Annotated in this window: 11 protein-coding genes and 1 pseudogene; 8 read left to right on the forward strand and 4 right to left on the reverse strand. The window is 37.3% G+C overall.

Annotated elements, in window-relative coordinates; genetic code table 11:
• From DRF61_RS21820 to DRF61_RS21830, 3 genes and pseudogenes are all read left to right on the forward strand, one after another.
• Positions 1-1,621: pseudogene (locus tag DRF61_RS21820) on the forward strand (DUF2723 domain-containing protein); the annotation flags it as partial.
• 106 nt (positions 1,622-1,727) lie between these two features.
• On the forward strand, positions 1,728-3,209 hold the full coding sequence (locus tag DRF61_RS21825) for an LTA synthase family protein (RefSeq protein WP_111960974.1): 1,482 nt from the start codon (positions 1,728-1,730) through the stop codon (positions 3,207-3,209).
• 110 nt (positions 3,210-3,319) lie between these two features.
• Complete coding sequence (locus DRF61_RS21830; RefSeq protein WP_111960975.1) at positions 3,320-3,850, forward strand: DUF1697 domain-containing protein; 531 nt, start codon at positions 3,320-3,322, stop codon at positions 3,848-3,850.
• Between the two features lie 70 nt (positions 3,851-3,920).
• Here DRF61_RS21830 and budA read toward each other — a convergent pair whose 3' ends face one another.
• The 3 genes from budA to DRF61_RS21845 form a co-directional block, all read right to left on the reverse strand.
• Positions 3,921-4,754 carry an acetolactate decarboxylase gene (gene budA / locus DRF61_RS21835; RefSeq protein ID WP_228452740.1) on the reverse strand — a complete coding sequence of 278 codons (834 nt, stop codon included), beginning with the start codon at positions 4,752-4,754 and terminating at the stop codon, positions 3,921-3,923.
• A 2-nt stretch (positions 4,755-4,756) separates the two neighbouring features.
• Positions 4,757-5,539 (reverse strand): SDR family NAD(P)-dependent oxidoreductase, encoded by a 783-nt coding sequence (locus DRF61_RS21840; protein WP_111960976.1) that lies wholly within the window; start codon positions 5,537-5,539, stop codon positions 4,757-4,759.
• 70 nt (positions 5,540-5,609) lie between these two features.
• Positions 5,610-6,512, reverse strand: coding sequence for a helix-turn-helix domain-containing protein (locus DRF61_RS21845; RefSeq protein WP_111960977.1), 903 nt, complete (start codon positions 6,510-6,512; stop codon positions 5,610-5,612).
• Positions 6,513-6,671: 159 nt separating this feature from the next.
• Between DRF61_RS21845 and kdsA the strand changes: the two genes are divergently transcribed.
• The 5 genes from kdsA to DRF61_RS21870 all read left to right on the forward strand — a co-directional run bounded on the left by kdsA (position 6,672) and on the right by DRF61_RS21870 (position 13,777).
• On the forward strand, positions 6,672-7,481 hold the full coding sequence (kdsA, locus tag DRF61_RS21850; RefSeq protein ID WP_111960978.1) for a 3-deoxy-8-phosphooctulonate synthase: 810 nt from the start codon (positions 6,672-6,674) through the stop codon (positions 7,479-7,481).
• 44 nt (positions 7,482-7,525) lie between these two features.
• Positions 7,526-9,730, forward strand: coding sequence for a TonB-dependent receptor plug domain-containing protein (locus DRF61_RS21855; RefSeq protein ID WP_111960979.1), 2,205 nt, complete (start codon positions 7,526-7,528; stop codon positions 9,728-9,730).
• Positions 9,731-9,929: 199 nt separating this feature from the next.
• On the forward strand, positions 9,930-10,310 hold the full coding sequence (locus DRF61_RS21860) for an HYC_CC_PP family protein (RefSeq protein ID WP_223560503.1): 381 nt from the start codon (positions 9,930-9,932) through the stop codon (positions 10,308-10,310).
• A 115-nt stretch (positions 10,311-10,425) separates the two neighbouring features.
• Positions 10,426-10,899: a DUF3347 domain-containing protein gene (locus tag DRF61_RS21865; protein ID WP_111960980.1), complete on the forward strand. Its 474-nt coding sequence runs from the start codon at positions 10,426-10,428 to the stop codon at positions 10,897-10,899.
• A gap of 88 nt (positions 10,900-10,987) precedes the next feature.
• Entirely contained in the window at positions 10,988-13,777 is a 2,790-nt protein-coding gene (locus DRF61_RS21870; protein WP_228452742.1) for a multicopper oxidase domain-containing protein, read from the forward strand.
• Positions 13,778-13,836: 59 nt separating this feature from the next.
• Here DRF61_RS21870 and DRF61_RS21875 read toward each other — a convergent pair whose 3' ends face one another.
• Positions 13,837-14,598, reverse strand: a complete 762-nt coding sequence (locus DRF61_RS21875; RefSeq protein ID WP_111960982.1) for a lipopolysaccharide kinase InaA family protein — start codon at positions 14,596-14,598, stop codon at positions 13,837-13,839.
• Positions 14,599-14,629 lie beyond the last annotated feature (31 nt).

Below are 14,629 nucleotides of genomic sequence, written 5' to 3' on the forward strand. Positions count from 1 at the left end.
AGCCGGAGCTATCTTATGGTTTATCCAGTCTAAGATAAAATCAAACGGAGCAAACATTGCTTTGGGAGTAGTTTTATTGGGTGTCCCTTTTATGATGGGTTTCCAGAACTACAATGTACACGACAGAAGCAACAGATATACCGCTTATGATTATGCCTATTCAGTATTAAAATCACTTCCTAAAAACGATATTTTATTCGTTTATGGAGATAATGACACGTACCCGGTATGGGCTATCCAGGAAACGGAAAGATTCAGAGATGATGTGAAGGTGGTTAACTTTACCCTTGCTTCAACTCCGTGGAACCTAGATCAGGTAAAGAGAAAAACATATAATGCAGCAGGAATTCCAAGTGAACTGACTCACGAGGACTACAGAGACGGTGTAAACGACCAGATTTACATGATGAAGAAAGAAGACTGGGAAGGAGTTTTCTCTATGCTGAAAGAACAGGGGGTCCCTGATACACAATTCGGAGCCTTCAGAAAATACCTTACACAGGATTCACTGACATTGAAAGAGGCTGTTGACTTTATCAAATTCAAATCTCCCGAAAAAGATGAGCTTTTAAAAATGTACTTCGGTGAAGAAAAGTTTGAGAAATATAATATTCTTCCGGTAAACAAGTTCATTCTTCCGGTTAATAAAGAAAATGCTTTAAAAGCAGGAATCATTACTCAGGCAGATCTTCCGGATGTGGTGAACCAGATCATGATCACCTACAAAGGAAACACACTATATAAAAATAACCTGATCATGCTGGATATGCTGGCCAATTTCGACTGGAAGCGTCCTATTAGCTTCTCATCGGGAGGAATTTATGACAGTGAAAATATTTTCTATCTGAATGAATACCTTCAGTTTGACGGATTCAGCTATAGATTAGTTCCTATTCATACCAAGGAGAACGCAGATGGAGATATGGGAAGAGTGGATACTAATTCTTTATATAATGTTGTGAAGAACTTCAGATGGGGGAATTTTAAAGACCTGAATACTCATTTTGATGAAACTGCTACTTCGAACATTATGAGCTACAGAATGTCTGCAAGCAGAGCAGCTTCAGCATTGGCATTAAAAGGACAGAAAGCTAAAGCTATAGAATTATTAGATCTTGCCTCAAAAGAGATTCCTGCTGAGAAATTTAATGATCCACGCTCATTGAGCTCTATGGTCACCGGATATATCATTGCAGGACAGGAGAAAAAAGGTCTGCAGCTGGCAGAAATCCTAAAAAAAGGTATTTTTGAAGAGTACGATTACTATCTGAGTCTTTCACCGGCTGATCAAAATTTTGCAAGAAGACAGATGAGATCCAAACCAATGGAATATTCTCTTGTGGTAGCTGCTGTTACAGATGCTTATAAGAAATTGGGACAGGATGAAAAGGCATATGCTTACCTGGTAAAATCTATAGAACCGATTGATAAGAAGTTCAACACTTTCCTCAAAGATCTTCAGCAGATGGGTAAAGAAAAGGCAAGGAAAGAATCTGAAAATATCCAGAAGATTTCACCTTTTTACCAGTATTTGTTCGATGTGATGGAACCTTTTGATTCTACCTATTCAAAAGAAAAAGAGGAGCAGATCACTACAGCAATTATTAAAGCAACACAATAAAAAATATTAATAAAATATTTTAAAAAAAACGGGACTTTTAGTTCCGTTTTTTTTTGTCATTGGATTCATAAATTTAAGATTATATTTGTGATATTAAAAATGCGTGATGGCTCAAAATAATAGACTCCCAATCTATGCCGTGATTTTTACGGTTGTTTTCAAACTTCTTTTTTTATTGACTCACTATATTCAGGAAGATGCATTCATTACCTGGAGGGTAGCCCAAAACCTGTTAGATTATGGTGTAATAGGTTTCAACGGAGAGACCAAAATTTCAGCTTCTACCACACATCTGTATGTTTTTGTGTCTTATATATTCAATCTGATCTTAGGAAAAGAATATTTTATTGAACCCCTGTTGACCTTCAATTCCATACTTTTTACCATAGGAACATTGCTTCTTGCGCATCTGACCCTTAAGAATGCGTGGCATAAAGCTATTTTTATATTTTTAATCGGAATATTGCCGCCTTCCATTAAAATTTCTATTCTTGGAATGGAATACGGGATACTTTTCTTTCTGGAAATGGCGCTTCTGTATTACGGTTTCAGTAAAAACAAAAGATGGGCACTGATTCTTTTGCCGGTTTTGATTATGTTTACAAGGATTGATACGGTTATTTTTCTTGGAATTGTATTTCTTGTCGATATTTTTTGGAACAGAAAAATCAGATGGCAATATGTCTTTGGAGGAATGCTAGGTGTTTTATCTGTATTGTCTTTTAACTGGCTGTATTTTGGAGAGCTGGTTAATAATACCATTGTGGCCAAAAAACTTCTTTATGAACATGATTTTACTTTTGCACAAAACCTCAATTACTTTCTGGTAAGCTTCGGCAATTTCTGGGGAATGCTAAAACTTCCCGGAAACTTCAATCCGGTAACCATCATTATACTAATCTTTGAGTTGCTGTGCTTTATTTATCTTGTAAGACAGAGAGAAAAGAGGAATTATTTCTTATGGATGATTTTTATTTTCGGTTGGGTAAAGCAAATTATTTTTATCTCCCAAAAAAGCTTATTTGACTGGTACTATTGGGTGCCACAGCTGTTGCTTTTTGTTCCCATTCTTATTTTTGTTTTGGAGCAGAAAGAGAGGAGAAATGTATGGCTATCCTTATTAGTAGTATTTTATATAGTTCCAATGCTGGCTTTCCAAACTATGCATGCCATTGCTACAGGACACGGAGAGTGGAATTACCGCAGAGAGATAGGACTGTTTTTGGATACTTTCGAGAAAGATAAAAGCCAGTGGATACTTTTGGAACCTGCGGGCTATGTACCTTATTTTTCAGGATTAAAAACGATTGATGAAGTAGGATTGGTAGACAAGCAGATCCAGACGGAAATAAAAAAAGACAAAGCTCATTACTGGATCAATACCGTAAAAAGCAGGAAACCAAAATATCTTCTTTCCTACAAGAACTTATTTAAAGGAAATGATGCTGTGTACTACCAGACACATTATAAGCTGATGAAAGAATTCAGGATAAAAGACAATCTGAAAAGCGATAATCCTATCCTGGAAAAGATTTATCATCTTAAGCCATCCGGAACGGATTATAATTTATATATTAAGAATGATTAAAAGATTGAACAATTTAAAGATTTAAAGATTGATGGGAAAGAGGGAAGAAGTACAAACTCTTATACTCTAAAACCCCGCAACCTAATACCTATTATCTAATTCCTAAAAATATGAAATACTGTGCTTTTCTCCGTGGTGTCAACGTAAAAGGAACCAATATGAAAATGGCTGATGTATGCCAGGTTTTTAAAGACGCCGGAATGTTGGATGTAAGTTCAATATTAGCCTCGGGAAATATTGTGTTCACTTCTGATAAAAACACAGAAGATTTAAAGAAAATTTTAGAAAAAGCAATGTCTGATCGTTTTTCTTACGAAGCTTTCTTATTCATAAAATCGCAGGAAGAAACACAGGTTTTCTGGAACAGCATTCCTTTTGAGAAAAAGGATGATCTGCATATCTATGCTTTTGTAGGAAATCCAGGAATAGAAAATGTTTTGATGACAGAATTCGAAGCAGCTTCCAAAACTGAAAACGAGAAAGCGGAGATTGTTGGAGAAATATTTTACTGGCAGGTCCCGAAAGGAAATACTTTAGATTCTTCTTTTGGTAAAATTCTGGGAAAGAAAAGCCTTAAAGATCAATTCACCAGCCGCAACATCAATACTTTCGAAAAGATTTTGAAAAAAATGGGAGTATAAAAATAACAGGCTCCATATTATCTAATGAAACCTGCTTTTAAGATTTAAAAAGTATTTGAATGGGGCCGGATTATCTTCTCTGCTCCAAACGTTCTAAAGATTCATTATTTTTCTGTTGAAACTGAAAATTTTGGAAATCCTTATTGTCAGAGGTTTCAAGGTTGAAACTTTTCAATACGGCTACTTCTGCTTTTAAATTCTCACCTTCAAAATCCAGGACATGGCCGCCCTGCTTTCCATCTGATGAGATAAAATGGAAATGAAAACCTTTGACGTTGATCCCGTTTAAATATTCAGGAAGATAAAAACCAACCAGAGTACCTTCGGTATCCGAAAAGTCAAATATTTTTTGTTTATCAGCAATAGAAGTTAAAGCAGGAAACGGTTCTTTTTCCACAGGAGGGAAAGCTCTGGTTTTCACATGGGTAAATTTCCCCGTTATTTTTACGGCAAACATTGAATTTTTATGTGAAAGAATATTACTTATTTCCCGTAAAGCCGATTGATAATCTACTTTATTTTTAATGGTGAAAATATGATCCGGTTTGAAGAAAGTAACAAAAACTAAAGATGTTTTAAACTGGTCGCCGGGTGTAATAGTCAGGCCTGTAGCCTTCGTTTGATATACTTTTCCATCCAGTATCGTAAGCTCTCCGTCCAGCATATCAGGTGCTCCCAATCCAAAGTCGCCTCTCGATTTTAAATCTTCCAGAGAAAGTGTTCCCCTATAAAGTCCACCTATAAAGGCTTCTGCAATCCCATACTGGTACAGGTGATTGTGTTTTAATGATTCCATTGTGTGATCTGTTGCTGGATTTTTGAGTAAAGAATTGCTGTGATCCGTCTGCTGGGCATTGAAGTGATTACTTGCTGCCCATAAAATGAAATAAAAGATATTTTTCATTTTTATCGTTGTCCTCCAATGGCTAAACCTCCGTCTACCAGAATACTTTCACCCATTATAAAAGAAGCTGCAGGGCTGCTGAGCCACAAAACCAGTTCTGCCACTTCTTCAGGAGCTGCAAAACGTCCTATCGGAGCATGCTTTTTAAATGGTTCTATTGCTTCGTCAGCATTGTCTCCCGGAAAAAATCTGTCAAACATTGGAGTACGGATATATCCCGGCTGGATACTGTTGATCCGTATACCTTCAGATGCCGTTTCAATGGTCAGGGCTTTTGTTAGCCCATCTATTGCAGCTTTACTTGCTGAATAAATGGCTGAACCGGAAGATGCTCCTCTGGCCAGCCATGAAGAAGTATTGACAATTGTTCCGCCGGTTCCCTGCTTTTTAAACTGTTCAATTTCATATTTGCAGGCCAGCCATACGCCTTTTGTATTGATGTTCATAACCCTGTTATATTCCTCTTCAGAGGTATTGTCAATCGTTGAAAACTGCCCCTCAATTCCGGCATTATTGAATGCTACATCCAATTTTCCGAAATGTCTGACGGTTTCATTAATCAGATGCTGGACCTGATCGCTCTTTGAAACATCTGTCTGTACAAAATGTATTTTGTGATCTGTTGAGCGCAGTTTTTCTATAGCCGCATTTCCCTGTTCTTCCCTACGGCCGGCAATAACGACCTGTGCACCATTTTTTAAAAATAATTCCGCAGCAGCCAGCCCAATGCCTGTAGTACCTCCCGTAATGAGTGCTGTTTTTCCTTGAAAAGTTGGATGTGTCATAATTTGTTATTTAGATGACACAAAGTTCGGCGGTACTGGAATAAAATAGTTATGCAGAACAAATCAAAGGTTATGATTTGGAAAGGATTCTTTTTCTGAACTGATTAGGAGAATCTCCCGTCTTTTTCTTGAAAGAAATAATAAAATTGGAAGAATGCTCAAACCCAAGGCAATAAGCAATTTCATTGACACTCCAATTGCTGAACTGGAGTAAAGATTTTGCTTCCTTCATGACCCGTCCGGCAATCCATTCTGAGGTAGTTTTGCCCGTTGTTTCTTTAAGAGCTTTATTCAGATGGTTAGTATGTATGTTCAGCTGGGTAGCAAATTCATTTGCATTTTTTAGTAGCATGACATTATCCAAACTAACCGGGAACTGATGGTCCAGAAGTTCTAAAAATAACATACTGATGCGTTCGGAAGCATTCGAATGTTGAGCATACGTTTGAGGTGGCTGTATCTTCATTGCCTCATGCATAATGATCTGTATGTAATTTCTGAGGAGACTGTACTTATTATCATAATTCGACTGAGCCTCATTCAGCATGCTTTCATATACATTTTTCAACAGTTGTATGCTGGCTTCATCAGGAAAAAACACATGATCTCCTCCTGCTTTAAATAAAACCGATTGAGACAGACTCTCATTTTTAAGTTCAGAGCTTACAAATTCTTCTGTAAAAAGACAGAAATAGCCGGTCTGTACTGAAGAGGTAGGCTCCCAGGAATAAGGGATCAACGGGTTGAGAAATACAATCGAAGGCTTATCAATTTTGATGAATTTATCGGCATAACTTAATATACCTGTTCCTTCGCACATCATGGATACTTTATAAAAATCTCTGCGGTAAACAGGTTTTAAGTTCTTGCTGCATTCAAAATCCTCTCTGCGGTATACATTGCAGTGAGCATCCTGATCATGTTCTTTTCCGTGCAGAATATAAAATTCTTCCAAAGTTTCTCTCGGTTTCATAGTATAAAGTTATAAAATAATAAAACATAAGCAGGACAATTTCAAGTAGATGAATAATTAAAATTTCGTCATAATTCTAGGAATGGTTAAAGCCTTCAAATAATTTCCGATTCTGAAACTTTATAAGTATTTTTACTGAACTTTTTAATTTACATAAAAATGATCCAGTATTTAGATAATATTCATCACAAAGATTCAAAAAACTTTTTCCTTATTGCCGGTCCATGCATCATTGAAGGCGAAGATATGGCATTGAGAATAGCAGAAAAAGTAATAAGCTTAACAGACAAATACAATATCCCGTATATTTTTAAAGGTAGCTTTAAAAAAGCAAATAGAAGCCGTGTAGATTCTTTCACAACTATTGGTGAAGAAAAATCTCTGGAAATTCTTAGAAAAGTAGGAGAGACCTTTAATATTCCTACTACAACAGATATTCATGAAAATGAGCATGCTGCGCTGGCTGCACAGTATGTTGATGTACTTCAGATTCCTGCATTTTTAGTACGCCAGACTGACCTTTTAGTGGCTGCGGCAGAAACCGGAAAATGTGTGACCCTGAAAAAAGGGCAGTTCCTTTCTCCTGAATCTATGAAATTTGCTGTTCAGAAAATTACAGACTCCAATAACCAGAAAGTGGCTATTATTGAAAGAGGAAATTCCTTCGGATATACAGACCTGATTGTAGATTACAGAGGTATTCCTACCATGAGACAGTATGCGCCGGTTATACTGGACGTTACCCATTCATTGCAGCAGCCTAACCAGAGTTCCGGAGTTACGGGTGGAAGACCTGATCTTATAGAAACGGTAGCCAAAGCAGGGATTGCTGTAGGAGCAGACGGAATCTTTATTGAGACCCATCCTACACCGGAAACCGCTTTGTCAGACGGAGCCAACATGTTAAGATTAGATTTATTGGAAGATTTGTTACAGAAATTAACAAGAATTAGAGAATCGATTTTGTAATTGTTAAAAAATCCCTATTTTTAGAAATTCTTAAAATATTTCTTTTGAAAAAACTAGTTTTACCACTAAGCCTTATGGTTCCCGTGCTTATTTTCTCTCAAAACAGAAAAAAAGATACTGCGGATAGAGTAACCGATATTGAGGAAGTCGTTTTCCAGAAAAAAGTGATCGGGAAAACAAATGACATTACCAATGTAAAAATCTCCGCAAAAGATGCAAAAGGAATCGCTACCATAGGGGGAGGAATTGAAGGTCTTCTTAAAACCCTTCCTTCCGTAAACTCTAATACCGAATTGTCTTCCCAATATATGGTACGTGGCGGAAACTATGATGAAAACCTTATCTATATCAATGATATTGAGATCTACAGACCTTTTCTGATCAGAAATTCACAGCAGGAAGGGATGAGCATCATCAATCCTGATATGGTTTCGACGGTCAATTTCTCTGCCGGAGGATTCGAGCCGAAATACGGCGATAAAATGTCTTCAGCACTGAATATTTACTACCGCGAACCTGAAAAATTTGAACTTTCAGGAGAAGCAAGTTTGATTGGCGGAAGATTAACAGCCGGTTTGGCTTCTAAGAATAAAAAACTGACTGCTTTATTTTCAGGAAGATACAGGAATACTAACCTTGTTCTGAATACCCTGAACGAGGATACGGATTTTAACCCTACCTATTGGGATTTCCAGTCTTATATCAACTATCATCTCAACGATAAATTCTCCATGTCGTTCATTGGGTACTATTCCAAGAACGATTATGAAATGGTTCCAAAAGCCAAGAGCGTCACTTTTGGAAGCCTCCAGCAACCAATTACGGTAAATATTGGCTATGGCGGAAGGGAGCAGGATATGTACAAAAATATGATGGGAACTTTTTCCCTGAACTATAAGCCTTCGGACCAATGGAAATTTACATTGGACAGTTTTGCGTATCAGAACAGAGAAAAAGAATATTATTCTATTGCTTCAAGCTATGAGATCCAGACTTTTGATATTGTGACAGGAGCACCCAACCCTTCTTTTGATGGTGGCGGGCAGATAGAACATGCGAGGAATGACCTGTTTGTAAGAACTTACGGAACACAGTTCAGAGCAAAATTTTCTCCGAATATTAATACTGATATTGAAGTCGGATTTAAATACGAAAAAGAAAACCTGAATGACAATACCAACGAATGGAAGTTAGTAGACAATGCAGGATACAGTATTCCGCGTCCTATTGATGATCCTAGGACAGGAGAATCGGGAGATCTTGAGCTGTTTTACCAGATTGCAGGGAAAAATAAAATAGAACCTTCAAGACTGTCTGCTTATGCGCAGTATTCCCAGAAATTTTACTGGGGAGCCAGCAAAGTATTCCTTAATGCCGGAGCCAGAGTTTCAAACTGGAGCTTCAATAAAGAAACGATCTTTTCACCAAGATTTCAGTTTGCGATAAAGCCTGACTGGGATACGGATATGCTTTTCAAACTTTCCGGAGGGATCTATTACCAGGCTCCTTTCTACAAAGAGATCAAAGATCTTGACGGAAATTTCAATTCCGATATAAAATCTCAGCGTTCCATACAGTTAATTCTTGCCAACGACTATGAGTTCTACATGTATGACAGACCATTTAAGCTGACTACAGAAGCCTATTATAAGAAAATGGATGATCTGATTCCTTATTATATGGATAATGTAAGAATCCGCTATTCAGGAAAAAATAATGCTTCAGGATATGCCTATGGAATTGATACCAGGTTATTCGGGGAATTTGTTCCGGGTGTAGATTCATGGCTATCTGCAAGTTATGCTAGGGTATACGAAAATATTGACGGAAGAGGAAATATTCCGAGACCTACCGATCAGAGATTCAGATTTGCGATGTTCTATCAGGATTATATGCCGAAATTCCCGTCGATGCGTGTCAATCTTACCTTGGTATATGCTATGGGACTTCCGAACGGCGCACCTGTTTTTACCGATCCTTACCAGTACCAGAAAACATTACCTGCTTATAAAAGAGTGGATTTAGGACTTTCAAAAGTATTCATTGATTCCAAAGACAAGAAAAAGCGTTCCGGTTTCTGGGGTAATTTTGAAGAATTAACCTTAGGGGTTCAGGTTTTTAATGCATTTAACATTAATAATACCGTTGCCAATCAATGGATCACAGATTACAATTCAAGTGTAATGTATCCAGTCCCGGTACGTCTTACAGGACGTTTCTTTAATGTAAAACTTGAATTCAAACTGTAGAATAGAGGTTAGAAGTTAGATTTTAGAAATTAGAATTTGCTAAACAATTAAAATCTGATCAATCTGTAAAATCAGTGAGAGTAAAAAATAAAAAAGGCTTCTGAATATTCAGAAGCTTTTTTATTAAGCAGAATTTTATAACAAGTATACTGAATTTTATAACAGTGGTTTCTAGGATATTTTTACCTTTGTCTTATCAATGAAAAAGATTCTTGCCATACTATTTTCTGTTTTCTACTTTGGATTCTCTTCCGGAGCAGCTTTCAGCGTACATTTCTGTATGGAGGAATTTGTTTCTGTAAGCCAGAAAACCTCAGATATTTGTGGCAAATGTGGTGTCAAAGAAAAAAAAGGATGCTGTAAAACTGAAATTAAGGTCGTAAAAGTAGATGATTCTCAGAAATCCGATCTGCTGATGATTAATTTTTTAAGTCAGATTGTTCCGGATTTACCACAACACCAGTTTTTCTTTGTTGACAAATCTTTTTCGGCTACAAAATTTACCCAGATAAGAATCAACGGGCCACCTGAATACCGGCCTGTTCCTATCTATATCAATCATTGTAATTTTAGAATTTAAGATCCGTCTGTTGTCTGGTATGAATCAGATGATCATTCCTTCGTAGACAACACGGCTCAACGCATCATGCGTTTCAATTATTCTTTATTAAAAATTAATTCTAAAATTTAAAACAATGAAAAAGTATATCATTACAGCAGCATTATCTTTATTCTCAATCATTTCACTTTCTGCACAGTCTAAAAAGGACGCTCAGGTTACAAAACTGTATCAGAGTTATATTGCCATTAAATCAGCTTTGGCTTCCGACGATGCGGATAAAACCTCAAAAGCAGCGGCAGAATTTATCAAAACAGCCTCAGCAGTTGATTATAAAATGGTTTCTGAAGGTAACCTTAATATTTTAAGAAAAGATGCCACAGTAATCTCTGATGCCCGAAATATTACCGCTCAGAGAGAAACCTTTTCCAATCTTTCTGAGAATATGATTGCTTTAACGAAAGAATTTAAGCTTTCAGAAAAACCGGTTTACGTACAATATTGCCCAATGGCCGATTCCAGTTGGTTAAGTGATGAAAAACAAATCATTAATCCTTACTACGGAAAATCTATGCTTTCTTGCGGAAGTGTAAAGTCAGAAATAAAATAATTATTGTATTTAATTTTAAAACAATAGGTTGTATATCTTAAGTTATATTTTACTTTAATTTATGCATCTTTTTAAAGTTCGGAATATTATGAAAAAGCTAATCATATTTCTGGTGCTTTTGTTCTCTGTTTTTACTTTCGCGCAAACAACGAAAACCTATTATACCTGTCCCATGCATCCTGAGGTAGTATCTTCCAAACCCGGAGACTGCCCGAAGTGCAAAATGACGCTGGTGAAGAAAACCGTTGTGGTAAAACCGAAAGCTACGCCACAGCCCGAAAAGAAAGCAGTACAAAAGCCTACAGAAATTAAGACCCATAAGGATAAAACTAAAATTCAGCCTAAGGCTAAGGTAAAGGTTATTGCAAAGCCAAAGGTTCAGGAAGTCAAAAAAGATAAACCTGAAACAAAACTTAATCCTCAGCCTAAAGCTTCTAAGTCTCAATCAAAATCTCAGCCTGCTGCTGTCTACACTTGTCCCATGCACCCTGAAGTCACTTCAGACAAACCGGGAAAGTGTCCAAAATGCGGAATGGAAATGGTAGAAAAAGAGAACCATCAGCATGCTGTTGTGGAAGAGACGAAAACAGATCAATCTGTATTCAAAAGAAACTCGGAAAACGGAAAAGTAACTTTTGGTGGAAAAACAGTGAGATATGATCTGTATGTAAAAGATACGGTTGTCAATTTTACAGGAAAAAACCGAAGAGCGATTGCGATCAATGGAAAGCTGCAGGCTCCCACCTTATATTTTACGGAGGGGGATACTGCTGAGATCTATCTTCACAATATGCTCAAAGAAAATACAGGACTTCACTGGCATGGTGTGATCCTTCCCAATGAGCAGGATGGGGTTCCATACCTTACCACAAAACCTGTAACACCCGGAGAAACTCATTTATATAAATTCAGAGTATCCCAAAACGGAACCTATTGGTACCATTCCCATGAGGCACTGCAGGAACAGATTGGGATGAACGGAATTCTGGTATTTAATAAAAGAGAAGGAGATCCGAAACCATTGTATAATGCTGAAATACCAGTATTATTAGGAGACTGGAGCGATGAAGACCCGATGCAGATCGCAAGAAGACTTCATATGGCGAATACAGACTGGTATGCGATTAAGAAAAATGCAGTACAGAGTTATTGGGAAGCCATTAAATCCGGCAATTTTGGAACAAAAGCCCTGAATGAATGGAAAAGAATGGAGGCTATGGATGTGAGTGACGTTTATTATGATAAATTCCTGATCAACGGACTTCCAAGCTCTGATTATTCCAATCTGAAAGCCGGCGATAAAGTGAGATTAAGAATTGCCAATGGCGGATCATCCACCTATTTCTGGCTGAATTATGGTGGCGGAAAAATAAAAGTAATAGGAAATGATGGAAATGATGTAGTTCCGGTAGAAGTTGACCGTCTCATCGTCGGGGTTTCCGAAACCTATGATATTGAGGTAACCATTCCGGAAAATAAAAGTTTTGAATTCCGTTCCACATCGGAAGACAGGGTAGGACACGCTTCACTGTGGCTGGGTTCCGGTGAAAAAGTAGAAGCGCCTAATCTGCCGAGGCTAATGCTTTTTGAAGGAATGAAAATGATGAACGGAATGATGGAAATGAGCGGGAATATGAAACCAATGAATATGACGATGGGCAACCAGATGATGGATATGAATGAAGTGATGTATCCCGAACTTCCTGAAAGCCAAAGGAAAATGACAATGAAGCACATGAATGAAATGATGGGAGTCAAAACCAAAGAAGATGATCAAGGCAGGCAGGAAGATCATTCCCAACATTCGGGAATGGATATGAAGGAAGAAAAATCGATCAAAAGGCTGTCATACAATCTTTTAAAATCTCCCGAAAAGACTATTCTCCCTGATGAAAATGTAAGAGAGCTAAAGTTTACCCTGGAAGGAAACATGAATCAATACCTGTGGACACTGGATAACAAAACAGTAACGGAAACAGATAAAATTCTTGTAAAGAAAGGGGAGATCCTGAGAATTACCATGTACAACAATTCGATGATGCGTCACCCGATGCACCTTCACGGTCATGATTTCAGGCTGATCAATTCAAAAGGAGAATATTCTCCGCTGAAAAACGTAGTGGATATCATGCCAATGGAAACCAATACAATTGAGTTTGCTGCGAATCAGGATGGTGACTGGTTTTTCCACTGCCATATTTTATACCATATGATGGCCGGAATGGGCAGAATATTCAGCTATGAAAATTCAAAACCCAATCCACAGTTACCGGACAGAAAACTGGCCTGGAAAAACTTTCTGAAAGATAATAAAATGATCAGTTCCATGGCCATGCTGGATATAGCAAGCAATAAAATACATGCAGAAACGATGACTATGTTCGGACCGAGATGGGCCAACCTGAACGAGTTTCATTCCAACTGGGACTTTGATCATTTTGAAGGAAGTATGAAAGTCGGAAGATTCCTTGGGAAATTCCAGTGGGCCCTTCCATATGCCGGTTTCAGGATTCAAAAAAATCATGAGATCATGGAAAGACAGATGGCCGAAGATATGGGCATGGAATTCCATGGTAAGAAAACCTGGTTTGGACAGCAGAAAGCTTCAAAAGACAAATATGCTTTCATGGTTGGGGTACAGTATCTTTTACCCATGCTGATTACAGCAGATGCAAGTGTAGACCAGAACGGAAAAGTATTGCTGGAATTAAGCCGGGAAGATATTCCGATTTCCAGAAGGATAAGAGGAAATTTTTCTCTGAACTCAGACGGAGAATTCTCAACCGGTTTGAGATATATTTTACAGAAATGGCTATCCGTTTCAGGAAATTATGATAATGAAATGGGTTGGGGAGCAGGACTTACTTTCACCTATTAATAAGAAGGTTGCCATTTTTTGGCAACCTTTTGTTTTTATCCAGAATTCTATAAGCAGTACTATTTTAGAAAATATTTATAAAACTTCAACACTTTTTTTATTTTACGCTTAGTCTTTTGCCTGTTTGTAGCTTTAATAATTTGTTCCAGACATTGTTCCTGCGATATTCCCGATAACAGTGAGTACTCCTTACATATGATTTGCAGGATTTCCGGATCATTGGTTAACCGCGAAAAATTTTTGAACCTGTCAGGAATTTCAAATCTGTCGTGAAAATTCATTCTGTTTAAGTCTACTAGAAAAAAGCGGTATTCATTGTCGATTTTCTTTATTAAAAAATTACCGGGAGAGTTGTCAATGAATTCAATTCCCTGTTCATGTAACTGATAGATTAATAAAGTATATCCTTTAACAATTTCCTGCCAGTCTTCAAAGGAACTTTTGTTGAGAAATACATCCTCCAATGTAAACCCGTCTTCCAGCTGCTCGCTTATATAGTAACTGTTTGTTAACCCAATGTAGTCGTGAAATTCCACATATGCAATAGGCTTCGGAGTATAGAAATTTTTAGAGATCAACAAATGGGCATACTCGAAAGAGCGTTTTGCTTTGGATTTCCGGTAAAATTTGTAAACATGCCTGTTAATTATATTATGCTGTTTAAATGATTTAAAATTAAGTGTCATATTGTTGATAATGATCCACTTTACAATATTTCTGGTTCCGGGCCCTATTAAGTTCCCTTCATTTTGAAAATTCTTTATAATACGGAGCACATCAGCTGCGTAATGGGCGTAATCTGTTGCAACGATAAGGTTCATAGTAACATTTGGGCAGTATTAATATATTCAA

This window comes from Chryseobacterium lathyri (assembly GCF_003290185.1).
Lineage (GTDB): Bacteria > Bacteroidota > Bacteroidia > Flavobacteriales > Weeksellaceae > Chryseobacterium > Chryseobacterium lathyri.

Coding starts and splice junctions, on each gene's coding strand:
- kdsA (WP_111960978.1), top strand. CDS start 6,672: ATGATCCAGTATTTAGATAATATTCATCACAAAGATTCAAAAAACTTT.
- budA (WP_228452740.1), bottom strand. CDS start 4,754: ATGAAAAATATCTTTTATTTCATTTTATGGGCAGCAAGTAATCACTTC.
- DRF61_RS21840 (WP_111960976.1), bottom strand. CDS start 5,539: ATGACACATCCAACTTTTCAAGGAAAAACAGCACTCATTACGGGAGGT.
- DRF61_RS21830 (WP_111960975.1), top strand. CDS start 3,320: ATGAAATACTGTGCTTTTCTCCGTGGTGTCAACGTAAAAGGAACCAAT.
- DRF61_RS21825 (WP_111960974.1), top strand. CDS start 1,728: ATGGCTCAAAATAATAGACTCCCAATCTATGCCGTGATTTTTACGGTT.
- DRF61_RS21875 (WP_111960982.1), bottom strand. CDS start 14,598: ATGAACCTTATCGTTGCAACAGATTACGCCCATTACGCAGCTGATGTG.
- DRF61_RS21845 (WP_111960977.1), bottom strand. CDS start 6,512: ATGAAACCGAGAGAAACTTTGGAAGAATTTTATATTCTGCACGGAAAA.
- DRF61_RS21860 (WP_223560503.1), top strand. CDS start 9,930: ATGAAAAAGATTCTTGCCATACTATTTTCTGTTTTCTACTTTGGATTC.
- DRF61_RS21870 (WP_228452742.1), top strand. CDS start 10,988: ATGAAAAAGCTAATCATATTTCTGGTGCTTTTGTTCTCTGTTTTTACT.
- DRF61_RS21865 (WP_111960980.1), top strand. CDS start 10,426: ATGAAAAAGTATATCATTACAGCAGCATTATCTTTATTCTCAATCATT.